Annotated in this window: 12 protein-coding genes, 1 tRNA gene, 3 rRNA genes and 1 pseudogene; 4 read left to right on the top strand and 13 right to left on the bottom strand. The window is 69.8% G+C overall.

Annotated features, from left to right (window positions below; all coding sequences use genetic code 11):
- Positions 1–27 precede the first annotated feature (27 nt).
- From pstS to FB465_RS19680, 10 genes and pseudogenes are all read right to left on the bottom strand, one after another.
- Positions 28–1164, bottom strand: coding sequence for a phosphate ABC transporter substrate-binding protein PstS (gene pstS, locus FB465_RS19730; RefSeq protein ID WP_145792408.1), 1137 nt, complete (start codon positions 1162–1164; stop codon positions 28–30).
- A 273-nt stretch (positions 1165–1437) separates the two neighbouring features.
- Complete coding sequence (locus tag FB465_RS19725; protein ID WP_425461254.1) at positions 1438–1902, bottom strand: NUDIX hydrolase; 465 nt, start codon at positions 1900–1902, stop codon at positions 1438–1440.
- A gap of 131 nt (positions 1903–2033) precedes the next feature.
- Positions 2034–3155 (bottom strand): CHAD domain-containing protein, encoded by a 1122-nt coding sequence (locus FB465_RS19720; protein WP_246192735.1) that lies wholly within the window; start codon positions 3153–3155, stop codon positions 2034–2036.
- Positions 3156–3294: 139 nt separating this feature from the next.
- Positions 3295–5511: an RNA degradosome polyphosphate kinase gene (locus FB465_RS19715; protein WP_425461253.1), complete on the bottom strand. Its 2217-nt coding sequence runs from the start codon at positions 5509–5511 to the stop codon at positions 3295–3297.
- Positions 5512–5815: 304 nt separating this feature from the next.
- A complete protein-coding gene (gene mshD / locus FB465_RS19710; protein WP_145792406.1) occupies positions 5816–6751 on the bottom strand; it encodes a mycothiol synthase in 936 nt (311 codons plus the stop codon).
- An 81-nt stretch (positions 6752–6832) separates the two neighbouring features.
- Positions 6833–6949 (bottom strand): 5S ribosomal RNA (rrf, locus tag FB465_RS19705).
- A gap of 82 nt (positions 6950–7031) precedes the next feature.
- Positions 7032–10153 (bottom strand): 23S ribosomal RNA (locus tag FB465_RS19700).
- Between the two features lie 278 nt (positions 10154–10431).
- Positions 10432–11955 (bottom strand): 16S ribosomal RNA (locus FB465_RS19695).
- The 16S, 23S and 5S rRNA genes sit together here, the layout of an rRNA operon.
- 612 nt (positions 11956–12567) lie before the next feature.
- Positions 12568–13845: pseudogene (locus tag FB465_RS19685) on the bottom strand (PP2C family protein-serine/threonine phosphatase); the annotation flags it as partial.
- 250 nt (positions 13846–14095) lie between these two features.
- Positions 14096–15454 (bottom strand): NAD(P)/FAD-dependent oxidoreductase, encoded by a 1359-nt coding sequence (locus tag FB465_RS19680; protein WP_281292351.1) that lies wholly within the window; start codon positions 15452–15454, stop codon positions 14096–14098.
- Positions 15455–15783: 329 nt separating this feature from the next.
- Between FB465_RS19680 and FB465_RS19675 the strand changes: the two genes are divergently transcribed.
- Together FB465_RS19675 and FB465_RS19670 are read left to right on the top strand one after the other, a co-directional pair.
- Complete coding sequence (locus FB465_RS19675; protein ID WP_145792401.1) at positions 15784–16698, top strand: TetR/AcrR family transcriptional regulator; 915 nt, start codon at positions 15784–15786, stop codon at positions 16696–16698.
- A 235-nt stretch (positions 16699–16933) separates the two neighbouring features.
- Positions 16934–18910, top strand: coding sequence for a sigma-70 family RNA polymerase sigma factor (locus tag FB465_RS19670; RefSeq protein ID WP_145792399.1), 1977 nt, complete (start codon positions 16934–16936; stop codon positions 18908–18910).
- A 25-nt stretch (positions 18911–18935) separates the two neighbouring features.
- Here the strand turns inward: FB465_RS19670 and FB465_RS19665 are convergent, their stop codons facing one another.
- The 3 genes from FB465_RS19665 to FB465_RS19655 all read right to left on the bottom strand — a co-directional run bounded on the left by FB465_RS19665 (position 18936) and on the right by FB465_RS19655 (position 22509).
- Positions 18936–19619, bottom strand: a complete 684-nt coding sequence (locus FB465_RS19665; protein ID WP_145792397.1) for a DsbA family oxidoreductase — start codon at positions 19617–19619, stop codon at positions 18936–18938.
- 84 nt (positions 19620–19703) lie between these two features.
- Positions 19704–20198 (bottom strand): universal stress protein, encoded by a 495-nt coding sequence (locus tag FB465_RS19660; protein ID WP_170290643.1) that lies wholly within the window; start codon positions 20196–20198, stop codon positions 19704–19706.
- A 187-nt stretch (positions 20199–20385) separates the two neighbouring features.
- Positions 20386–22509: an asparagine synthase-related protein gene (locus FB465_RS19655; RefSeq protein WP_145792392.1), complete on the bottom strand. Its 2124-nt coding sequence runs from the start codon at positions 22507–22509 to the stop codon at positions 20386–20388.
- Positions 22510–23289: 780 nt separating this feature from the next.
- Between FB465_RS19655 and FB465_RS19650 the strand changes: the two genes are divergently transcribed.
- Both FB465_RS19650 and FB465_RS35910 read left to right on the top strand, forming a co-directional pair.
- The gene (locus tag FB465_RS19650) at positions 23290–24711 is read left to right on the top strand and encodes an NsdA family TPR-like regulatory protein (protein ID WP_145797451.1); all 1422 of its coding nucleotides are present in this window, start codon (positions 23290–23292) and stop codon (positions 24709–24711) included.
- Positions 24702–24825, top strand: a tRNA-Lys gene (locus FB465_RS35910). Before FB465_RS19650 ends, FB465_RS35910 begins: the two co-directional genes overlap by 10 nt.
- Positions 24826–25047 lie beyond the last annotated feature (222 nt).

Below are 25047 nucleotides of genomic sequence, written 5' to 3'. Positions count from 1 at the left end.
GGGCCGCCCTGCCGGTGGTTCAGAGGATCAGGCCAGGGTCGGGATGACGGCCTGCACCTTGGTGGTCAGCTCCTTCGGCAGCGGGACGTAGCCCTTGGCACCGATGGCCTGCTGGCCGGCGTCGCTGATGGTGTAGGTCAGGAAGGACTTCAGGGTGTCGACGGTGTCGGCCTTGTTGCCCTTGTCGCAGACGATCTCGTACGTGACCAGGACGAGCGGGTAGGCGCCCTCCTCCTTGGTCGCGTAGTCCAGGCTCAGCGCCAGGTCGCTGCCGGTACCGGCGATCTTCGCCTTGGCGAAGGTGGTGGCGGCGTTGGCGGCGGTGGCCTCGACCGGCTTGCTGGCGCCGGTCGCGATGGAGGCGCTCTTCAGGTTGTTGGTCTGGGCGTAGGAGAGCTCGGCGTAGCTGATCGAGTTCTTGACCTGCTTGACCTGGGCCGAGACACCGGCGCTGCCGTTGGCCGACTGGCCGCCCTTGCCCGCCCAGGTCTTGCTGGCGGGGTAGGTCCAGGCGCCGGCGGAGGCCTTGGCCAGGTAGCCGGTCAGGTTGGCGGTGGTACCGGAGTCGTCCGAGCGGTGGATCGCCTGGATGTCGGCGGCCGGCAGGGTCACGCCCGGGTTCAGGGCGGCGATGGCCGGGTCGTTCCACTTGGTGATCTGCGAGTCGAAGATCTTCGCGACGGTGGGGCCGTCCAGGACGAGCTTGTCCACGCCGTCCACGTTGAAGACGATCGAGATCAGGCCGCCGACCATCGGCAGGTTGATGCCCTGGCCGGTCTTGCAGACCGCCTTGGAGGCGTCGACCTCGGCCGGCTTCAGCGCCGAGTCGGAGCCGGCGAAGCTGACCTTGCCCTGGTTGAACTGCTGGACACCCGCGCCCGAGCCGCCACCGCCGTAGGTGATGGTGCTGCCGGAGCAGGCGGCGCCGTAGGCGGCCTTCCAGACGTCGATCGCGTTGGTCTGCGCGGTCGAACCGGCGGCGAGCAGCTGGCCACCCTTGCCACAGGCGATCTGCGCGGCCGAGGAGGAGGCACCGGCGCTGCCGGTGGCCGTCGAGCTGCTGGTGTTGTCATCGGAGCCGCAGGCCGCGAGCGACAGCGAGCTGACGAGCGCCATGGCACCGATGGCGAGGGCCTTGGAGCGGCCGTTCCGCTGGAGCTTCACTAGGGGTGTCCCTTTCTGTGGCACTACCTGCGCTCTGCCGGGCCGACGCGATGATTCGGTACGCGGCTCGGTGGCGCGGGTTTTGCTGTGGTCCGGGGCCCGTTCGGCCCTCCGGTGACACCGAAGTTAAGCCGGGCAGGTGACGCGTCAGCCCGTCGCAAATGAACGGAGAGTGAACCTCGAACGGATGGCAGGAAACAGCGTCCGGTAGTAACGGTTGCGTCACGGGCAGGGCGCGGCGAGATCACCCGACAGCCGTCCCCGGGTCCGGGTTCAGGCGCTGCGGCCCGTACGGCGATCGCTCAGGAGCTCCAGCAGGGCGTCCACCAGGAGCCGGTCGCGTTCGTGCGTCAGCCTGGCCCTGGCCTTCTTCGGTGACAGCCACTCCAGCCGGTCGACCTCACGGTTCGGCGTGAAGGACCCGCCTGTCGGCACCGCCGCCCAGTACCGGACCTCCTTGGGCCGCCCCTGCGCCAGATAGTGCTGCGCGGGCAGCTCGTCCCCCAGCACGCAGCTCAGCCCGGTCTCCTCCCGCACCTCGCGCAGCGCGGCCGTCCGCCAGCCCTCCCCCCGGTCCAGCTTCCCCTTGGGCAGGCTCCAGTCGTCGTACTTCGGCCGGTGGATCAGCGCGATCCGGGGCTTCTTCCGCCCCTTCCCGTTCTTCTTCTCCGGGCCCGGCACCCACAGCACCGCTCCCGCCGCCAGGATCGTCTGGCCGTGCCCGACGGCCTTCCGCAGCTTCGGGTACGGCCGCTTCGACGGCTCCTTCGCGGGTGCCTTGGACGGCTCCTTCGCGGGTGTCGCGGACCAGGGGCGCAGCGTCCGCGCGCCCTTGGTGCCGTTCGTACGGTTCGCGCTCTGCGGTGCGCTCAGGCGGTCGCCCATTCATGCCATCCGTGATGCGGGAGGTTCGGCCACTGGTGGCCGAAGGCGTACCTGGCCGCCTCCACCTCCAGTCGCTGATCAGCATGCACCACACCGAGCACGTACGCGGTCGCCGGGGTGATCCGGGGCGTCCGTGCCGCCGTGGCGACGGTGACGGCGGCGTCGGCCGCCTCCTGATGGCGGTCGAGGGTGCGGTCCAGCGCGTCGAGTTCCCCGATCTCCTCGGCCGGGGAGCCGCAGACCTCCAGGGCGTAGCGGGCCCGCTTGACCAGGATGCGCACCCGGTGCCAGGGGGCGTCGTCCGCCGCCAGCGCCGCATCGGCCTCGACCTCCGCAGCGGGGCCGGCCGCCGCCCGTACCGGCTCCGCCCCGCGCGCCGGGGGGACCGCCGCGAGGCGGTGCAGCCCCTTTCCGCCGTACGGCGTCGCGGCACGGCCCAGCGGGAGCAGCTGAGCACCCGCCGCAAGGGCGGCCAGAGCAGCCGCGGCCTGCGGCAGCAGGGCCGACGACCCACCCGCCAGCAGCGGGACGTCACTGGCCAGCAGCGTCATCCGGTCCGCCAGGGCGTGCAGCCTGGCCGACCGCAGCTCCTGCAGCAGCGCGGTGTGCGCCCGGGTGCGCGCCAGCGTGAGCTGGCGCTCGAGCAGCGCCCGGGCCTTCGGCGCGCCCGAGTGCCCTGCGAGCATGCCGGGGCCGTCCGGGTCGGTCTCGCTCAGCGAGTCCAGCGCGGCCAGCAGCCTGGCCGACCGCCGCAGGTACGCGGGCTCCTGCGCCAGCAGGTTGAGCAGCCAGCGCAGCTCGGTCCTGGTCTCCTCGGCCCAGCCGGGCTCGAAGGCCGCCCCGAAGGTGTGCAGAGCCCCGCCGATCCGCCGGACCGACCGCAGCAGGTCCTCCGTGCCCGCCGCCGCGACGGCCCCGGCCGTACCCGCCGGGAGCGCGCCCGGTCTCGAGCCCGCCTCACCGACCGCCTGGGGCAGGGCGCGCAGAAAGGCGCCCGCCTGGGCGGTCAGAAAGCCGGAGAGAACCTCCCCTGCGGTAGCAGCGGAGGTCGCGGCGTTGGCGGCGTCCTTCGGCCCGGTCCGGGCCGTCATCGGCGCATCGGTCATGGCTGGGTTCCCCGTCCCCCCGAGGGCCCTACCCCGGGGCTGGTGGCCGACTGCTGGTGGCCCTGATGCGGTGCGTGCGCGTGCTCGCTCGTACGTGTCCGTACGTGTCTACGTGCGTGCTGGTACGAGGGACCCGTGCTCAGCGCGCCGCCGAGGAGCTGCGGCGGCGCTGACGCGAGTCGACGAACAGGTTCTGCACATGGCGCAGCCGCCTCCCCTCGGCGTCCTGCGAGTGTCTGGTCCAGGCCCCGTCGGCGCCCAGGTGCCAGGACTCGGTCTCGTCCGACAGCCCGAGGTCGATCAGCCCGGACAGCTCCGCCCGGTGCGCCGGGTCGGTCACCCGGACCAGCGCCTCGATCCTGCGGTCCAGATTGCGGTGCATCATGTCGGCGCTGCCGAACCACACCTCGGGCTCGCCACCGTTGCCGAAGACGAAGATCCGCGAGTGCTCCAGGAAGCGCCCGAGAATGCTGCGCACCCGGATGTTCTCGCTCAGCCCGGCCACGCCGGGGCGGATCGCGCAGATGCCGCGCACCCACACGTCCACCGGCACGCCGGCCTGGGAGGCCCGGTAGAGCACGTCGATCAGGGCCTCGTCCACGATCGAGTTGACCTTGATCTTCACGTACGCGGGCCGCCCGGCCCGGTGGTGCGCGATCTCCCCGTGAATCCTGGCGATCAGCCCGTCCCGCAGCCCGCGGGGCGCGGTCAGCAGGCGCCGGTATGACTCCCGGCGCGAGTACCCGGAGAGCCGGTTGAACAGGTCGGAGAGGTCGGCCCCGACCTGCGGGTCCGCCGTCAGCAGACCCAGGTCCTCGTAGAGCCTGGCCGTCTTCGGGTGGTAGTTCCCCGTCCCCACGTGGGAGTAGCGCCGCAGGGTGTCGCCCTCCTGGCGGACCACCAGCGAGAGCTTGCAGTGCGTCTTCAGCCCGACCAGCCCGTACACGACGTGGCAGCCGGCCTCCTCCAGCTTGCGGGCCCACTTGATGTTGGCCTGCTCGTCGAAGCGCGCCTTGATCTCGACCAGGACCAGCACCTGCTTGCCCGACTCGGCCGCGTCGATCAGCGCGTCCACGATCGGCGAGTCACCCGAGGTCCGGTACAGCGTCTGCTTGATGGCCAGGACGTCCGGATCGGCCGCCGCCTGCTCCAGGAAGGCCTGGACGGAGGTGGAGAAGCTGTCGTACGGGTGGTGGAGCAGGACGTCCCGCTCGCGCATCGCCGCGAAGATGTCCGGCTGCGAGGCCGACTCGACGTCGGTGAGCCCGCGCGCCGTGCCCGCCACGAACTTCGGGTACTTCAGCTCCGGCCGGTCGAGGTCCGCGATCCCGAAGAGCCCGGTCAGGTCGAGCGGGCCGGGCAGCGGGAAGACCTCCGCCTCGGTGATGTTCAGCTCGCGCACCAGGAGATCGAGGATGTACGGGTCGATCGACTCCTCGACCTCGAGACGGACCGGCGGGCCGAACCGGCGCCGCATCAGCTCCTTCTCCAGCGCCTTGAGGATGTTCTCGGTGTCGTCCTCCTCCACCTCCAGGTCCTCGTTGCGAGTGACCCGGAAGGCGTGGTGGGCGAGCACCTCCATCCCTGGGAAGAGCTCCTCGAGGTGTGCCCCCATCACGTCCTCCAGCGGCACGTACCGCTGCGGCGACGCCTCCAGGAAGCGGGAGAGGGACTGCGGCACCTTCACGCGGGCGAAGTGCTTGTGACCGGAGACCGGGTTGCGGACCACGACGGCCAGATTGAGGCTCAGCCCCGATATGTACGGGAACGGGTGCGCCGGGTCGACCGCCAGCGGGGTCAGCACCGGGAAGATCTTCTGCCGGAAGAGCGTGTGCAGCCGCGACTGCTCCTTGTCCGCCAGTTCGCTCCAGCGGACCAGCTCGATGCCCTCCGCCGCGAGGTCCGGCAGCACCTCCTGCTGGAAGGTGGCCGCATGGCGGGCCATCAGCTCACGGGACCTGGTCCAGATCTGGTCCAGCACCTCGCGCGGTTGCAGGCCGGACGCCGACCGCTGCGCCACGCCGGTGGCGATCCGGCGCTTCAGACCGGCGACCCGGACCATGAAGAACTCGTCCAGGTTGCTCGCGAAGATCGCCAGGAACTTGGTGCGCTCCAGCAACGGGATCTGCGGGTCCTCCGCCAGCTCCAGCACCCGCTCGTTGAACGCCAGCCAGCTGCGCTCACGATCCAGGAACCGGCCCTGGGGCAGCTCCTCGATCTCCGGGCCGGCGGCGGCCAGGGCGAGCGCCTCACGGTCGTCCAGCGACAACCCGAGCGCCGAGGTCATCGCCGTCGACGTGGCCGACCGTCGGGCCGGGCTCGGCTGGGGGACAGGGACGGGGCGGGGGATGCTCATGGGTTCCAGCTCCTCCAGCAGGACGATGTCCGTGATGTTCGTGCCGTCCTCGGTGACGGACATGCCGTGGTGACGTCCATGCCGTCAACGTCCTGCGGTGCCGTATCCCCACGCCCGGAAGCAGCCGGGAGCCGGTCGGCCCGCAGGTGCCGGCCGGCCGCGCGGGGGCGAGGCACTACTGACGTCATCCTGTGATCTTCGCGGCGGCAACTTAATCCACGGTAAACACCGCGTGGCCAGGAGGAAAGCTGAGGCGGTCACCCCTGTGGCCGTCGCTCCTCCGCCTCCACCCCGGCTCTCCCGTTCAGGTCTGCGCCGGGCCCTGGACGCGGTACATGAGGTCCACCTCGTGGATGGTGAAACCCAATCGTTCATATACCCGCACAGCGGCGGAATTGTCAGCGTCGACGTAGAGAAGCACGGTCTGCAGCTTGCGGTCCTCCGCGAGGTGGCGCAGGCCGACCGCCGTCAGCGCCCGGCCCAGGCCACTGCCCTGCTCGGCGGGGTCGACGCCGACGACGTACACCTCGCCGAGCCCCTCCGGGTGCACCTTCGTCCAGTGGAAGCCCACCAGGCGGTCACCGCGGGTCGCCAGGAAGAAGCCGGCCGGGTCGAACCACGGCTCGGCGATACGGTCCGCCAGGTCCTGCTCCGTCCAGGACCCCTGCTCGGGGTGATGGGCGAAGGCGAGGGCATTGAGGCGGAGCCACTCCGCGTCGTCCTCGCCCGGGCGGAAGGTACGGACGGTGACGCCCTCGGGCAGCGGCGGCTGCTCGGGCGCATCGGCGGTCCGGCGCATCTGGCGGAGCTCGCGCACCAGCTCGGCACCGTAGGCGTCGGCCAGGTGGCGGGCTGCCGGGTGACCACCGTGGGCCCAGAACTCCACCGGGCCGTCGGCCTCGGCGATCAGGGCGTCGATCAGCTGCCGGCCGAGGCCCCTGCCCCGGTGGTCGGGCGCCACGGTCAGCTCGGCCGTCCCGGCCTTGCCCCGCTGACCGGCCTCACCGGCTGCGGGGAGCTCCAGCTGGGCGTATCCGACTGCCTGGTCCGCCGCACGCTGCAGGAGGTGCACCACCCCCTGCCTGGGCTCGCGAGCCTTCAGCCGGAGACGCCCCTGCTCGGAGACCGCCTGTCGGCCGTCCGAGACGGCCGCTGCACTGATGATCTCCTCGGCGGCACGGGATTCGTCGTCCGAGAGAAGCGCGGAGACGATGACCTGGCTGTGGTCGGTAGCAGTCATGAATACGACCTTACGTCGCGTCAGCTCGCCAAACGCAAAGAACCCCCCTTCCCGAAGGAAGAGGGGTTCTCTGGAATGATTGTTCGGCGGCGTCCTACTCTCCCACAGGGTCCCCCCTGCAGTACCATCGGCGCTACGAGGCTTAGCTTCCGGGTTCGGAATGTAACCGGGCGTTTCCCTCACGCTATGACCACCGAAACACTATGAAACCGTTGACCGCACCACACCTGGCCAGGCATGGGGTCGTTGTTTCAGAACAACACAGTGGACGCGAGCAACTGAGGACAAGCCCTCGGCCTATTAGTACCGGTCAGCTCCACCCCTTACAGGGCTTCCACATCCGGCCTATCAACCCAGTCGTCTACTGGGAGCCTTACCCTCTCAAGGAGGTGGGAGTGCTCATCTCGAAGCAGGCTTCCCGCTTAGATGCTTTCAGCGGTTATCCCTCCCGAACGTAGCCAACCAGCCATGCCCTTGGCAGGACAACTGGCACACCAGAGGTTCGTCCGTCCCGGTCCTCTCGTACTAGGGACAGCCCTTCTCAACACTCCTACGCGCACAGCGGATAGGGACCGAACTGTCTCACGACGTTCTAAACCCAGCTCGCGTACCGCTTTAATGGGCGAACAGCCCAACCCTTGGGACCTACTCCAGCCCCAGGATGCGACGAGCCGACATCGAGGTGCCAAACCATCCCGTCGATATGGACTCTTGGGGAAGATCAGCCTGTTATCCCCGGGGTACCTTTTATCCGTTGAGCGACGGCGCTTCCACAAGCCACCGCCGGATCACTAGTCCCTGCTTTCGCACCTGCTCGACCCGTCGGTCTCACAGTCAAGCTCCCTTGTGCACTTACACTCAACACCTGATTGCCAACCAGGCTGAGGGAACCTTTGGGCGCCTCCGTTACTCTTTAGGAGGCAACCGCCCCAGTTAAACTACCCACCAGACACTGTCCCTGATCCGGATCACGGACCCAGGTTAGACATCCAGCACGACCAGAGTGGTATTTCAACGACGACTCCACCCAAACTGGCGTTTGGGTTTCAAAGTCTCCCACCTATCCTACACAAGCCGAACCGAACACCAATATCAAGCTATAGTAAAGGTCCCGGGGTCTTTCCGTCCTGCTGCGCGAAACGAGCATCTTTACTCGTAATGCAATTTCACCGGGCCTATGGTTGAGACAGTCGAGAAGTCGTTACGCCATTCGTGCAGGTCGGAACTTACCCGACAAGGAATTTCGCTACCTTAGGATGGTTATAGTTACCACCGCCGTTTACTGGCGCTTAAGTTCTCAGCTTCGCCCGACCGAAATCGGACTAACCGGTCCCCTTAACGTTCCAGCACCGGGCAGGCGTCAGTCCGTATACATCGCCTTACGGCTTCGCACGGACCTGTGTTTTTAGTAAACAGTCGCTTCTCGCTGGTCTCTGCGGCCGGCCCCAGCTCAGGAAGCAAGTTCCCTCACCAGATCCGGCCCCCCTTCTCCCGAAGTTACGGGGGCATTTTGCCGAGTTCCTTAACCATAGTTCACCCGAACGCCTCGGTATTCTCTACCTGACCACCTGAGTCGGTTTGGGGTACGGGCCGCCATGAAACTCGCTAGAGGCTTTTCTCGACAGCATAGGATCATCCACTTCACCACAATCGGCTCGGCATCAGGTCTCAGACTATGTGCAAGGCGGATTTGCCTACCTTGCGTCCTACACCCTTACCCCGGGACAACCACCGCCCGGGCTGGACTACCTTCCTGCGTCACCCCATCGCTCACCTACTACCCCGTTGGGTCACCGGCTCCACCACTCCCCTTTGTCCGAAGACTCCGGGACGGCTTCGCGGGCTTAGCATCAAGAGGTTCAGCGTTGGCGCTTCAAAGCGGGTACGGGAATATCAACCCGTTGTCCATCGACTACGCCTGTCGGCCTCGCCTTAGGTCCCGACTTACCCTGGGCAGATCAGCTTGACCCAGGAACCCTTGGTCAATCGGCGCAAGAGTTTCCCACTCTTGTATCGCTACTCATGCCTGCATTCTCACTCGTGTACCGTCCACAACTGGTTTCCACCGCTGCTTCACCCGGCACACGACGCTCCCCTACCCATCACAGCAGGCGTTGGCCCTATTGCTGCAATGACACGACTTCGGTGGTGTGCTTGAGCCCCGCTACATTGTCGGCGCGGAATCACTTGACCAGTGAGCTATTACGCACTCTTTCAAGGGTGGCTGCTTCTAAGCCAACCTCCTGGTTGTCTCTGCGACTCCACATCCTTTCCCACTTAGCACACGCTTAGGGACCTTAGTCGGTGTTCTGGGCTGTTTCCCTCTCGACCATGGAGCTTATCCCCCACAGTCTCACTGCCACGCTCTCACTTACCGGCATTCGGAGTTTGGCTAAGGTCAGTAACCCGGTGAGGCCCATCGCCTATCCAGTGCTCTACCTCCGGCAAGAAACACGTGACGCTGCACCTAAATGCATTTCGGGGAGAACCAGCTATCACGGAGTTTGATTGGCCTTTCACCCCTAACCACAGGTCATCCCCCAGGTTTTCAACCCTGGTGGGTTCGGTCCTCCACACGGTCTTACCCGCGCTTCAACCTGCCCATGGCTAGATCACTCCGCTTCGGGTCTTGGGCATGCAACTCAGACGCCCTATTCGGACTCGCTTTCGCTACGGCTACCCCACACGGGTTAACCTCGCTACACACCGCAAACTCGCAGGCTCATTCTTCAAAAGGCACGCAGTCACGACCCGCCGTCCGAAAACGACGAGCGACGCTCCCACGGCTTGTAGGCACACGGTTTCAGGTACTATTTCACTCCGCTCCCGCGGTACTTTTCACCATTCCCTCACGGTACTATCCGCTATCGGTCACCAGGGAATATTTAGGCTTAGCGGGTGGTCCCGCCAGATTCACACGGGATTTCTCGGGCCCCGTGCTACTTGGGAAATGAGCAAGCAAGCCGCTGATGTTTCGTCTACGGGGGTCTTACCCTCTACGCCGGACCTTTCGCATGTCCTTCGACTACACCAACGGTTTCTGACTCGCCGACCGGCCGGCAGACCGATCAAGCTCACTCCCACGACCCCGAAACGGCAACCCCTGCCGGGTCTCACACCATCTCGGTTTAGCCTCATCCGGTTTCGCTCGCCACTACTCCCGGAATCACGGTTGTTTTCTCTTCCTGCGGGTACTGAGATGTTTCACTTCCCCGCGTTCCCTCCACATACCCTATGTGTTCAGGTATGGGTGACAGCCCATGACGACTGCCGGGTTTCCCCATTCGGAAACCCCCGGATCAAAGCCTGGTTGACGGCTCCCCGGGGACTATCGTGGCCTCCCACGTCCTTCATCGGTTCCTGGTGCCAAGGCATCCACCGTGCGCCCTTAAAAACTTGGCCACAGATGCTCGCGTCCACTGTGCAGTTCTCAAACAACGACCAGTCACCCACCCCCAAGACCCCAAGGGACCTCTTCAGTGGGACCGGCATCTCTGAAGCAACAGCCTTACGGCCGTTCCCTCAGGACCCAACAACGTGCCCGACCCAGTCAAGTGACGATCCGTTTTCCACGCCGAAGCAGTACTAACGAGCCATCCCCAAACTGTGCCGAATAGTCAACGTTCCACCCATGAGCAACCGTGCGAGACATTCGCTCGCAGTCGGCTATTGCTCCTTAGAAAGGAGGTGATCCAGCCGCACCTTCCGGTACGGCTACCTTGTTACGACTTCGTCCCAATCGCTGGTCCCACCTTCGACGGCTCCTCCCCTTACGGGTTAGGCCACCGGCTTCGGGTGTTACCGACTTTCGTGACGTGACGGGCGGTGTGTACAAGGCCCGGGAACGTATTCACCGCAGCATGCTGATCTGCGATTACTAGCAACTCCAACTTCATGGGGTCGAGTTGCAGACCCCAATCCGAACTGAGGCCGGCTTTTTGGGATTCGCTCCGCCTCGCGGCATCGCAGCCCTTTGTACCGACCATTGTAGCACGTGTGCAGCCCAAGACATAAGGGGCATGATGATTTGACGTCGTCCCCACCTTCCTCCGAGTTGACCCCGGCAGTCTCCTGTGAGTCCCCATCACCCCGAAAGGCATGCTGGCAACACAGAACAAGGGTTGCGCTCGTTGCGGGACTTAACCCAACATCTCACGACACGAGCTGACGACAACCATGCACCACCTGTATACCGACCACAAGGGGGCGACTATCTCTAGCCGTTTCCGGTATATGTCAAGCCTTGGTAAGGTTCTTCGCGTTGCGTCGAATTAAGCCACATGCTCCGCTGCTTGTGCGGGCCCCCGTCAATTCCTTTGAGTTTTAGCCTTGCGGCCGTACTCCCCAGGCGGGGAACTTAATGCGTTAGCTGCGGCACCGACGACGTGGAATGTCGCCAACACCTAGTTCCCAACGTTTACGGCGTGGACTACCAGGGTATCTAATCCTGTTCGCTCCCCACGCTTTCGCTCCTCAGCGTCAGTAATGGCCCAGAGATCCGCCTTCGCCACCGGTGTTCCTCCTGATATCTGCGCATTTCACCGCTACACCAGGAATTCCGATCTCCCCTACCACACTCCAGCCTGCCCGTATCGAATGCAGACCCGGGGTTAAGCCCCGGGCTTTCACATCCGACGCGACAGGCCGCCTACGAGCTCTTTACGCCCAATAATTCCGGACAACGCTCGCACCCTACGTATTACCGCGGCTGCTGGCACGTAGTTAGCCGGTGCTTCTTCTGCAGGTACCGTCACTTGCGCTTCTTCCCTGCTGAAAGAGGTTTACAACCCGAAGGCCGTCATCCCTCACGCGGCGTCGCTGCATCAGGCTTTCGCCCATTGTGCAATATTCCCCACTGCTGCCTCCCGTAGGAGTCTGGGCCGTGTCTCAGTCCCAGTGTGGCCGGTCGCCCTCTCAGGCCGGCTACCCGTCGTCGCCTTGGTGGGCCGTTACCCCACCAACAAGCTGATAGGCCGCGGGATCATCCTGCACCGCCGGAGCTTTCCACCCACCCCCATGCAGAGGCAGGTCATATCCGGTATTAGACCTCGTTTCCAAGGCTTGTCCCAGAGTGCAGGGCAGATTTCCCACGTGTTACTCACCCGTTCGCCACTAATCCACTCCGAAGAGCTTCATCGTTCGACTTGCATGTGTTAAGCACGCCGCCAGCGTTCGTCCTGAGCCAGGATCAAACTCTCCGTGAATGTTTACCCGTAATCGGGTGAGACACTCGCGTTGAGCGGCACGGCAACCACCGGAATAGGGTGATCCCGCGCACTGCGTCCTCGCTGTGTTTTTACTTCAAAAGGAATCTCCAACCCGGACCGAACGGTCCAGGCCGGGGATGTCAACATATCTGGCGTTGACTTTTGGCACGCTGTTGAGTTCTCAAGGAACGGACACTTCCTTCAAAACACTCTCGTGTCTCTCCGGGCGCTTCGTTCTTTCGTGTTTCAAGCTTATCAGATCCGAACTCGCGCTCTTCCCTGACTTGCTGTTTCCTTCGGCCTTTCGGCGCTTCCGACTCTATCAGATCTACTCTGACCGTCTTTCGCGCTTCCCGGCTTCAGGAGGCTTTGCCAGAACCGACCTGACGGCCCGTCCGACGCTTCAAACCTTAGCCGATCCCCGCTTCGGAAAGCGAATCCGGCTGCAATCCCCAAAACGTGCGCACAACAATTCGCACTGGAACGCGACAAGGCGCGACCCAGCACGGAAAAGAAGTGGTGTTTCAGAGGAGTGGCTCCCCCGGGACCGTCCGTGCAGATTGCGCGTCCGGTTCTCCCTGTCAGGCAGCTCGAAGAACACTAGACCTCGGCGGACCCCGAGTCAAGAGGCGCCTCGGCGGCCTGCTCGGCCGACAGCTGGAAGGCCAGCACCGCCACGTCGTCGTCGTGCTCCGAGGTGACCCCCATGGCCCGCAACAGGCGGGCGCAGACGACATCGGGCCCGCCGACCGCTCCGCCCAGGGCGCGGGCGAGGAGGTCGAGTCCCTGGTCGATGTCCTCGTCGCGGCGTTCGACCAGGCCGTCCGTATAGAGGACTCCGGTGGTGCCGGGGAGCAGGCGCAGGGTGTGGGAGAGGTGGGTGCCGCCGCCGGTGCCCAGGGGTGGGCCGTTCTGCTCCTCGCCGCGCAGGACGGTGCCGTCGGGGCAGCGGAGCAGCAGGGGGAGGTGGCCGGCCGAGGCATAGAGGAGGGTGCCGGGTTCCGGGTCCCAGACCGCATAGGTGCAGGTGGCGATCTGGTTGGCGTCGATCTCCATGGCCAGGCCGTCGAGGAGGCGCATGACCTCGTGGGGCGGCAGGTCGAGGCGGGCGTACGCGCGGACCGCGGTGCGCAGCTGGCCCATGACGGCTGCCGCACGGAGGCCCCGGCCCATGACGTCGCCGATGACGAGTGCCGTTCTGCCGCCGCCGAGTCCGATGACGTCGTACCAGTCGCCGCCGACCGCGGCCTCGGCGCCACCGGGCTGGTAGGTCGCGGCGACGCGCAGGTCGGCGGGCTGCTCGAGCTTCTGCGGGAGGAGGCTGCGCTGCAGCGTGACGGCGGCCTCTCGCTGGCGGCGCTCGGCCTCGCGCAGGCGGGTGGCGGCCTGGACCTGGTCGGTGACCTCGGAGGCGAAGATCAGGACACCGACCGGCGGTCCCGGTTCCTCTTCGGAGCCGAGCGGAACACAGGCGACGTTGTAGTACCGGCTGCCGCCGAGGCCGAGGATGCAGCGGGCCTTCACGCTGCGCGGACGTCCGCTGCGGATGACCTGGTCCATCAGGGGCAGCACGCCGAGTGCGGTGAGCTCGGGCAGGGCCTCGCCGGCCGGCAGCCCGTTGGTGCGCTCGCCGAAGAGTTCGCGGTACGCGCTGTTGGCGTATCCGAGCTGGTGCAGTGGGCCGTAGGTGACCGCGACCGGTGCGGGGAGGCGGCCGAGCACGTTCCGCAGGTCGTACAGCTCGTGGATGTCACGCAGGTCGAGCAGGCCCGGCGTGGCGCTGGGGTCGCGCGGGCCCGGGACGGTGACCGGCTCGCCGGACGCGGCGGGGGTGGCGGCACGCCACGGGGCTCCGGTGAGCCGGGCGCTCCAGCGCATGAGGTTCAAACGACGGCCGCTTCCTCGGGTCGGGTGACATCGGACGACTACAGACGGAATGACAGCGGATTGCCGAACGGAATGCCAGGCATGACGGCAGACGGCACGGCAGACCGAACGACAGACGGTCTGACGAATCGTCAATCACACTTTGTGTGCGACGCGGCACTCGCCGTGATGATCCGTTGGGCAGATCCTGTCAGGCCGGGGCGCGGTTTCGGAAGTCGTATGACCATCGCGGCGCGTAACGGTCGTGCCTTCACTGCTTCGGGAATCCCGCCTCGAATTCCGAACGCGGGTGCTCGACCGAGCCCAGGGACACCACCTCGCGGCTGAACAGCCCGCCCAGCAGCCACCCGGTGAGCACCCGCACCCGGCGGTCCAGGCTCGGCAGTCTCCGCAGGTGGCGGGCCCGGTGGAGCCACCAGGCACGGCGGCCGGTGAGCTGACCGCGCCGGGTGTGGGCGACGCCCCGGCCGAGCCCGAGCGAGGTCGAACAGCTCTGGCGTTCGGGGCGGTAAGGGGTCTGCGGGCGCGAGGCCAGGGCCGCGGCCAGGTTGTCCGCCAGCAGCCGGGCCTGGGCCAGGGCGTGCTGGGCGTTCGGGGCGCAGAGGCCGGCCTCGGGATCGGGGACGGCGGCGCCGTCGCCCGCCGCCCAGACACCGGGCAGCGGAGCGCCGTCCGGCCCGGCCACCTGCAGGGTGGGCAGACAGCGGACCCGCCCTGCGGCGTCCAGCGGGAGGTCGGTGTCGCGGAGCAGGGGTGCCGGGCGGACGCCGGCCGTCCAGACCAGGGTGCGCGCGGCGAAGCGGCTGCCGTCGGAGAGGACCATCACCTGGTCCAGGGCGGACTCCAGGGTGGTGGAGAGCCGGACGTCCACGCTGCGGTCGCGCAGCTCGGCGAGGGTGTGAGCGGCCAGCTCGGGGGACTCCTCGGGGAGGATCCGGTCGGTGGCCTCGACCAGCACCCAGCGCAGGTCCGCCGCGCTGAGGTTGTGGTAGCCCTTCGCCGCGTAGCGGGCCATGTCCTCGAGCTCGGCGAGGGCGCCGACGCCCGCGTAGCCGGCGCCGACGAAAACGAAGGTGAGCGCCGCCTGCCGGAGCGCCGGGTCCCGGGTGGAGGAGGCCAGGTCGAGCTGTTCCAGCACATGGTTGCGCAGGCTGACGGCCTCGCCGACGGTGGCGAATCCCAGGCCGTGCTCGGCGAGCCCGGGGACGGGCGCGGTACGGGAGACCGAGCCCGGGGCGACCACCAGCAGGTCGTACGCGAGTTCGGTGGGCACGCCGTGCTCGCCGCGCGGGGCCGCGTCCACCCAGGCCCGGCGCCCGGCGTGCTCGATCCGGGTGACCCGGGCGGTGAGCACGCGGCACTCGGGCAGCACCCGGCGCAGCGGGACGACGACGTGCCGTGGGTCGATGGAGCCGGCCGCGACCTCGGCGAGCAGCGGGTGGTACGTCAGGTAGGGCTGCGGCTCGACCACGGTGATCTCGGCCTGGCCGCTGCGCAGTTGAGGACGGAGCACCTGCTGGAGACGGAGTGCGGCGGACATCCCGGCGCAGCCGCCGCCGACGATCAGGATCCTGATGGGGACACCCCCTGCCGATGTGACCTGGTTCACCCGTCCATGACGCCCTGCCGGAGGCCTTCTTGTCCACAGGCCGTACCGGATCCGGTGGGACGGATGTGCCTGATGGGCGCCGGATTTTCCGCAGTGGGCGGATTTCGGTCCACTTCTGCCGCGAACTTCCTTGAACTATGGTCGGATTGTGCGTCGGCTCGAAACGGCCGGCGCCGGGCCCGCTGCGGCACCTGACTGCGCCGGGGCGAACCGGGGAAGGGTGGTCCACGAGGACACGTCCGGACCTGGGCGGCGGTACTGCGCGCCGGGGGGTGCGAAGTGGCAGGCAGGGACGCCCGGAATCGGGCCCCTGCGGGGGAGGTTGTGGGATGACGGATCAGGAACGAGTACTGGGGCTGCCGGTGCCGCCATCGGCGGGCCACGGTGCGACGGCCCAGGGTGTGGTGCCGGAGCAGCGCGGCCCGGTGGCCCGCGAGCTGTACGGGAACACCCGGAGCGCATACGAACCGGGCCGCGCAGAGGGCAGGTACGGCCCTGGCGAGGGCCCTTACGACCTCAGCAGCCCGGAGGAGCCGTCCCGCGGCTCGGGCGCGACCCGCCTGCGGGTGGACGCCCGGCGGAACCTGGAGAGCGTGCTGCGCGCCGCCCGCCAGGTCTTCGGCGAACTCGGGTACGACGCACCGATGGAGGAGGTGGCCCGCCGGGCCGGGGTCGGTGTCGGCACGGTGTACCGGCGCTTCCCGAGCAAGGAGGTGCTGGTCCAGCGGATCGCCGCCGAGGAGGTGGCCTGGCTGACCACGCAGGCCCGCGAGTCGCTGTACGGGAGCGAGGGCCCCTGGGAGGCGCTGGCCGGCTACCTGGCGCGGGCGGTGGGTTCGGGGGCCGGGCGGCTGCTGCCGCCCTCGGCGTTCCGGTACGCGGAGGAGCTCGGGACCACCGCCGAGCTGCACGTTCCCGAGCAGCGCCTGCCCGAGCAGCACGTCCCCGCGCAGCACGTCCCGGCCCAGCGTGGCCCCGGCCTGGACCGGCAGCCGGCCGGTGACGCCGATCCTCGGCTGCTGCTGCACCTGTTGGCGGCCCTGGTCGCCCGGGCCGGCGCCGCGGGCGAGCTCCGGCCGGGGGTGACGGTGTCGGACGTGGTGCTGGTGCTGACGGCCGCGGTCCCGGTGCACGTGGGCCGGCCGCAGACCGGTGGTGACGGTGAGTCGGCGCCGGGTCAACCGCACGACGCACCGGCCGACCGGCTGTTGCAGATTCTGCTCAACGGCCTGCGGGCGCGCTGATCACGGTAATTCCGACCCGAACATATCGGCGAGCGGCTGCCCGGAAGAGTGGGTCGTGACCGATCCGGCTACCGGTGGCCGCTGTGCTATGCCATTCTTTGGCCGTGGTTGGAGCCATTGTCCCGTTGCGCGCCGTTCGCCCGGCCGCTGTTCTCCCGTCCGAGGGCGCGCTCAGGCGTGCGCGGGCGGCGGCCGGGTGGTGCTCCGTGGGCCGTGCCGAGCGCTGGGGGCCGCGTTGAGCGCCGAGGAGCAGAACGACCACAGCTACGGCCTCGACGCCTCCGGCCATGTCCCGGACCAGGCCGGCGCGCCGATCCGGGAGTCGCTCGTCGGCCGGGTGCCCGGGCAGGCGTCGGCCGGGCAGGGGGGAGTGACCCCGGAGGCGTTCGTGGGCGGAGAGGTACCGTCGGCCACCGAGGTCCAGGCCCGTGCCGTGGTGCCGGCCCCCGCCGACCCCGTGGACGGGGAACGTCCGCCGTCCGACGCCGAGTTGACCGCCCAGGTGCGGGCCGGGGACGACCGCGCGTACGAGGAGATCTACCGGCGGCACGCCGACTCGGTACGCCGCTACGCGCGGACGTGCTGCCGGGACAGCTTCACCGCCGAGGACCTGGCCGGCGAGGTCTTCGCCCGGACGCTGCAGGCGCTGAAGGCGGGCAAGGGGCCGGAGTTCGCGGTCCGCGCCTACCTGCTCACGGCCGTCCGCAACGTCGCCGCCGCCTGGGCCCGCACCGAGCGGCGCGAGCAACTGGTGGACGATTTCAGCACCTTCGCGCAGGCCTCGGCCGCCACCACCGACCTCGATCTGGCCGACCCGGGTGCCGACACCTGGGCGATGGCGATGGCCGACCGGCGGATGGTGATGAAGGCCTTCGTCGAACTCCCCGAGGACGACCGGATGGTGCTCTGGCACACCGAGGTCGAGCGGGAGTCGCCGAAAACAGTCGCCGTGATGCTCGGCAAGACCGCCAACGCCACGGCGGTGCAGGCGCACCGGGCGCGCGACCGGCTGGCCGCCGCCTTCCTGCAGGCCCATGTGTCGGGCAGCCAGGCCCGGGCCTGCGCGGCGTACGCCAACCGGCTGGGCGCGTACGCGCGCGGGTCGCTGCGCAAGCGCGCCTCGGCCGACGTGGGCAGACACGTCCAGGACTGCGACCGCTGCACGGCGGCGTACCTGGAGCTGTTGGAGATCAACACCGGTCTGCGCGTGATCCTGCCCGGCGGCGTACTGGTCTGGGTCGGAGCCGGGTACTTCACCGCGGCGGCGGCGGCCGCCCTCGGTGTGGGCGCGGTCGGGGCTACCGCGGTGGTCGGCGGCACGGCGGCGGGCGGCGGCGCGAGCGGCGGGGGCAGCGCCGGTGCCGTGGCCGCCGAGGGCCTGGGTGCGGCGGCCAAGGCGAGCATCGCGGCCGGTGTCGCGATGGCCGCCGCTGCCGTCGCCGCATACGCCTTGACCGGCACACCGGCCCCGAAGCCCGCGGTGGCGGCACCACCGATGTCCTCGCCCGCACTGCCGCCGCCGGCGGTGGCGAAGCCCGTACCGTCGCCGTCCGAGACGCCCTCGCCCACGCCCAGCGAGGTGGCTCCGGCGACCAGGTCGGCACCGTCACCGCGTTCGACCCCGCCCGCTCCGGCACCACCCGTGGTGGCGACGACGCCGGCGCCGGAGCCTTCGGTGGTCCAGCCCCCCTCGCCGTCCGTCCCGGTCCCGCCCGACCCGCCGGAGCCTCCGGTGCCGAGCGTCCCGCCGACGCCCGACCCGCCGGAGGTCACCGACTTCTGGCTGGACGACCTGCCGTTCGGCCAGGGCTCCGGCCGGGCGCCCGCGGCCGGCCCCAGCATCCGCCGGGGCGGCTGGGTGTGGCAGCGCGAGGGCGTGTCGATGAACGGCCGGTACTACCGGCACGCGATGAGCGTCTACGCGCCCTCGTCGGTGACCATCGACCTCAACCGGACCTGCTCGACCTTCCAGGCGGTGGCCGGCCTGGACGACCTCACGTTCCGGGTCGGGAACGTGGTCTTCAGCGTGCAGGGCGGTGACGGCCGGACACTGTGGCGTTCGGGCGCGATCGGCCAGGGCGACGCCCCGGTGCCCGTCCGGGTACCGCTGGCGGGCCAGCACTCGGTCCGACTGGTGGTGACCCCGGCGACGGGCAGCTGGGGGCTGATCAACCTCGCGGACTGGGCGGACGCCCGGCTCAGCTGCACCTGAGCGGCCGCCCGCCCGTACGGCGGTGTCAGACCGCGCAGCTGTCGTCCGTGCAGGCGGCGGCCGCTTCCGTGTCGCCCGCGGTCTCGGCGGTGACCTGCTCCAGGACGCGCAGGAAGGTGTCCGCCTCCTGGCCGCCCTGGACGGCCCACCTGCCCTCGAAGACGAAGGTCGGTACCGCGCTGATCCCGAGCGTCCGGGCCTCGGCGAGCTGGGCCCGGACCTCTTCGGCGCCCTCCTCGCCCGCGAGGTAGCCGGCCACCCGGTCACGGTCCAGCCCGGCGCCGACGGCGATCTCGGCGAGCTGCTCACGGTCGCCGACGTCCGCGCCGTCGCTGAAGTGCGCCTTCAGCAGCGCCTCCTTCAGCTCTCCCTGGACGGCCGCGCCGTACTCGGTCTCGGCGAGGTGCAGCAGGCGGTGGCCGAGGAAGGTGTTGGCGTGGAGCGCGGCGTCGAAGTCGTAGTCGATGCCCTCCGCCCTGCCGAGCTCGGTGACCCGGGCGTCCATCGCGACCGACTGCGGGCCGTAGCGCTCGGCGAGCCAGGCGCGGTGCGGGGTCGCCGCCTCCGGCGCGTCGGGGACCAGCTGGTACGGCCGGTAGACCACCTCGACGTCCTCCTTGCCCGGGAAGCGGTCCAGCGCCTGCTCGAAGCGGCGCTTGCCGATGTAGCACCACGGGCAGGCGATGTCGGAGTAGATCTCGACCTTCATGACGGGCTGGCTCCTGTCGGGGGTTGGGATGGGGGCTGGGGCCAAAAGGGTGAACCGTCAACCACCTGAGTGCATTCCCGAAGGTCAGCGGGCCGGGGGTGCCGGGACGACCAGCACCGGGCAGGCCGCGTGGTGCACGGCCGCCGTGCTCACCGAGCCGAGCAGCAGCCGGGTGAAGCCGCCGTTGCCGCGCGTGCCGATCACCAGGGTGTGCTGCCCCTGCGCGCAGCGCAGCAGGACCTCGATCACGTTGCCCAGCACCACGTGCAGGGCGAGCTCCCCCGCGAAGGGCTGCGAGCGGGCGGCCTGGACGGTGGCCACGGCCCGGCGCAGGCCGTCCGCCATGCTGGCCGCCAGCCGCTCGATGCTCTCCTGCACCAGCTCGGCCATCCCGGGCGGGTAGCCCGTCGGAGAGGGGTTCACCACCGCGAGGACGTACAGCGGCAGGCCGAACAGCTGGGCCTCGCTCATCGCCCGGTCGAGGGCCCAGAGCGAACCGTCCGAGCCGTCGCAGGCCGCCAGGACTCCGGGCGGGGTTGCGGCGGGCGGTTCCCCGAGCACCGGGAGGGGATCGGACACGGCGGCCTCCTCTGGGGCGGACGACTCCATCATGATCGACCGTCAGCCGCGGCGCCCGCCCACAGCGCAGGCTTTACAGGGGCGCGGGGAACTGCGCGAGCAACCGTGCACCTCCGTAGAGGGCTGATCGCGCAGTTTCCCGCGCCCCTGAACATGCCCATACGCGTAAGGCCGGCCGTAGGCCCGTTCATGCCATGCGGGCGAGTGCCCTGCGCTCGGGCAGGGGCAGCCCCGTCCAGCACGAGCCGTGGCGCCGGGCCCGTACCCTTCGCAGCCACAGCTCGGTGGAGATCAGCTCCGCCAGCCCGGCGAGCGTGCCGGGCGGCAGCTCGGCGCCCGGGTCGGTGGCGCCGGCCAGCGCCGTACGCACGGCGGCCAGGTCGATCAGCCCGGCCTCGGCCAGCAGGGGCTCGCGGAACAGCTCGGCCAGCCCGTCGGCGGCCAGCCGCAGGCCCGTACGGGCGGCGCCGGCCCGGTCGGGGCGCGCGCCCCGGCCCCAGTCGGCGGGCAGGTCGGTGCGGCCCGCGCCGGTGAGCACGGCGCGCAGCAGCGCGTGCCGCGCGCCGGGCTGCAGCCGTATCTCGTCGGGCAGCAGCCGGGCCGCGCGGACCACCTGGTTGTCCAGGAAGGGCGCGTGCAGCCGCTGGCCGTGCTGCTCGGCGGACTGCACCAGGGTGCGGTACTCGGCGGCGTGCCGGTGCAGGGCCAGCCTGGCCCTGCGGACGCCGGGCTGCTCGGTCGGGACCGGCCCCCGGGCGGCCAGCCGCAGCCGCAGGGCGACGGCGGAGAGCGCGTCGTCGGAGAGCCAGCGGGCCGCCGGGCCGGGGACGCACCAGGCCAGGTCCGCCGCCGAGCTCTCCCCGATCGTCCGTCCACGGCCGGCGAGCTGGCGGATGGTCAGCCGTACGGCGGCGTCGTCCAGGGCCTCGGCGTACCGGGCCCTGGCCAGCCGGTGGGCGGCGCGCAGCACGGTGACGGGCGTCCGCAGCACGCCGTTGAAGGCGCCCGCCACGGCCCGGTCGGCCCCGGCCAGTGCGGCCACCGGGGAGAGGATTTCGCGCGCCCGGCCCGCCCTGATCAGGTCGGCGAGCCTGGCCGGGTGGCCGTCCAGCACCTGGCGGGCGCCGTAGCCGGTGAGGTGGTCGGCGCCGCCCGCGCTGAACCGGGTGCCGGTCCGGGCCGTCGCCACCAGGGCGGGGCCGGGCTCGTCGGTGAGCGGGCCGGCCGGCAGCTCGGGAAGCGGGTCGGCCAGTTCGGCGTACGGAAGGGTGGGCGGCAGCACGATGTGCCTCAGGCGCGGTGCGTCGACGGCGAGCGCGGTGCCGTCGGCCTCGCCGACCGTCACGGCGGTCAGCACCTCGGGCCCGGTCTGTTCCTCGGCCATCGTCCGCGCCCAGGAGCCCTTCACCGCACCGGTCCTGGGTGCGGTCACAGGTACGGCGGCGGTCTCCGGCGCGGCGGCCGGGGGCCCGATCGGCACGGCGGCCGCGAGCAGCGCGACGGTCGCCGAGGCCGTGCCGTACGAGAGGTCGACGCCGAGACGGGGGCGGTCGGCGGAGCCGGCCGAGGTGCGGACCCGGCAGCGCACCGACTCCAGGAGGGCGCGGGTGAGTTCACGGACCGCCGGGGCCTCCTCGCGCCGGCCCGGGGTGCCCTCGTGCTCGTACGGGGAGATGTGGGGGCGTCCGCCGCGGATACCCAGCGCATGGCCGGGCGGCACGCGTTGGACACCGAGGTACGGCGTGCCCGTGCCGAGCGCCTCGGGTGACTCGGGGCAGGCCAGCCGGGCGGCGAGGTGGCCGGTGTCGAGCGGGGCGCCGATCAGGTCGGCGAGCGGGAGCGCGGCCGTGGCGTACGCGGTGCCGTCGCACCAGGGGGTGTGGAAGACGGGCATCGCGCCGGCCAGGTCGGTGAGCAGCACGGTGCTCCGGGTGCCGGTGCGCAGCACGACGGTGTAGCTGCCGGGCCAGGTGGTGAGGTGCCGGACGGCGCCGCCCCGGGCGGCGGCGAGGCCGGCCGCGAGTTCCGCGTCGGAGGCGCCGCAGCGGCCGAGGACGGCCAGGCGGGTGGTGGCGGGGGTGTCGTGCTCGGTGGGGTCGGGCGCGGCGAGGCCGGTGCTCACGACGGCGTCGGCGCCGGGCCGCAGGGTGACCAGGCGGATCTCGTCGGCGCGCCAGTCCCCCACCGCCCAGAGCGGGTTGGGTCCGGCCCACAGGGTGGTGGCGGCCAGCGGCCGGACGGCGCTCGGCGCCTCGTACCCCGGCGCGTCGGCCCTGGGCGCGCCCCCGCTCCAGCCCGTGAGCCACCGCATCGCGCCTCCACCTGACGAGGAACCAGCGCGCCGTACCGCCGCTCGGCGTCGACGCACCGTCAGGAGACATGGTGCCACTGGATGTGCCTGACGTGACCCGAGTTGCCGCGCTTGCGGTGATTCTCGTGGCGTGGCGTGACGTCCCGCACGGGTCGGGGCGGACCGGGCCTCCCCCTCCGTGGCCCGGGCCGCCCCGCAGGGTCCGCCGCGCCGCCCTGTCATGGACATCCGCAGATGGCCGAAAGGCGTCGCACTGCCCGGGAGGGCATCCGCATGCCCTCCCGGACCCACCGCCGCCCGCGGGGATGGAGGCAGCGGTGTCCCCCGGCCCGCCGGGTCCTCGACGACGGGCCGACCCACAGCCCCCAGCGAATCGCCCACCTGCCGCTCGGGCCAGGGAGCACACCCGGGCGCACATCGGCACAGGACCGGAGCACGACCGTCCGGCACGCGGCGGCGGACGGTCGCGCGCCCGTGCGCCGTACGGGTCGGCGGCGGACGGACCGGGCACGCGATCCCGCCATCCGGAATGCCGCCTCTTAACCCTCGGAACGCAGACGACTACTCTAGGTACAGCAGCCGTTGGGGCTCCGCGCACCGCACCCTCTGCTCATGCCGTCATCCGCGCAGGAGGCCGAGAAGCCGCACGAGCCGCAGGACTCCGCACGGAGCCGGACGGAAGCCGTGGATCACGGCCACCGTCGGATGCCGCACGACGCCGTATCGGCGCCGCAGGACGCACAGAACCGAACGACGCCGCCAGGGGGTGCCGCCGCCACCATGACCGTCAGCTCACGAGGGCCGAACGAACGGCTCGGCACGCTCCTCACCCTCGCCCAGATCAGCAACGCCGGGCTCGCCCGCCGGGTCAACGACCTGGGCGCCCAACGCGGGCTGACGCTTCGTTACGACAAGACCTCGGTCGCCCGGTGGGTCAGCAAGGGCATGATCCCGCAGGGCCCGGTGCCGCACCTGATCGCGACGGCGATCGGCAGCAAGCTGGGCCGGCCGGTGCCGCTGGACGAGATCGGGCTCGGCGACACCGACCCGACGCCCGAACTCGGCCTGGCCTTCCCGCGCGAGGTGCCGGAGGCGGTCCGCTCGGCGACCGACCTGTGGCGGGTCGACCTGGAGCTGCGGCGCGGCCCGGGCGGCGGACGGTGGAGCGACAGCCTGGCCGGGACCTTCTCGGTGTCCGCGTACGCGACGCCGGTCTCGCGCTGGCTGATCACGCCGGCCGACGGCTCGGTGGCCCGGGAGGCCGTCGCCCCCGACCTCAGCGGCTACCGGGTGGGCCACTCGGACGCCGCCAAGCTGCGCGAGGCGGCCCAGGAGGCCCGGCGCTGGGACTCCAAGTACGGCGGCGGCGACTGGCGGTCCTCGATGGTGCCGGAGTGCCTGCGGGTCGAGGCGGCGCCGCTGCTGCTGGCCTCGTACAGCGATGCGGTGGGCCGTGCCCTGTTCGGGGCGACGGCCGAACTGACCAGGCTGGCCGGGTGGATGGCCTTCGACACCGGCCAGCACGAGGCGGCCCAGCGGTACTACATCCAGGCACTGCGACTCGCCCGGGCGGCGGCCGACGTACCGCTCGGCGGCTATGTGCTGGCCTCCATGAGCCTGCAGGCCAGCTACCGGGGCTTCGCGGAGGAGGCGGTGGACCTGGCCCAGGCGGCCCTGGAGCGCAACCGCGGGCTGGCGACGGCGCGGACGATGAGCTTCTTCCATCTGGTGGAAGCACGGGCCCAGGCGAGGAGCGGCAATGCCCCGGCGTGTGCGACGGCGCTCGCCGCCGCGGAGGGCGCACTTGAGCGGGCACGCGCCGGGGACCCTGATCCCGCCTGGATCGACTTCTATGCGTACGACCGGCTCGCGGCCGACGCCGCCGAGTGCTTCCGCGACCTGGGCGTGCCCTCGAAGGTCCGTCAGTTCACCCGCGAGGCGCTGGCCCGGCCGACCGAGGGCTTCGTCCGATCACACGGTCTACGCCTGGTGGTCTCCGCGATGGCCGAGGCGGAGGCGGGCGACCTGGACGCCGCGGTGGCGGCCGGCGAGCGCGCGGTCGAGGTGGCCGGACGGATCTCCTCGCAGCGCAGCCGGGAGTACGTGGTGGAGATGCTGCGTCGGCTGGAGCCGTTCCAGGACGAGCGCCGGGTACGGGAACTGACGGAGCGGGCGCGGCTGGTGCTGGTCGCGCCGGCGTAATTCGGATGCGGGTGCGAGAGCGGACTGGCTATGGTCGGTCACGTCCAGATGCGCAGGCAGAGGTTACTTCCACTCTTAATGGGCAGGTCGCGGGTTCGAGTCCCGCCGCCGACATTCGCGTCGGTGTAGCTCAGTCGGTAGAGCAGCTTTGTCACCTCAGCCGCTTCTGTTCTCTGGACACCCAATTCTTGAATAGATGTACCAATAGATGTACCGCACCTCCCGGTGCGAAGGGTCCGGCTACTTCCTCCAAAGAATCCATGCCGGAATCCGACTCTTGATCTCGGGAGGCACAGCGCCGGGGCGCCCGGTGCGCAGGCGGGGGTTACTTCTGGA

This window comes from Kitasatospora atroaurantiaca (assembly GCF_007828955.1).
GTDB lineage: Bacteria > Actinomycetota > Actinomycetes > Streptomycetales > Streptomycetaceae > Kitasatospora > Kitasatospora atroaurantiaca.
This window is presented reverse-complemented; position numbering and strand designations above follow the sequence as displayed.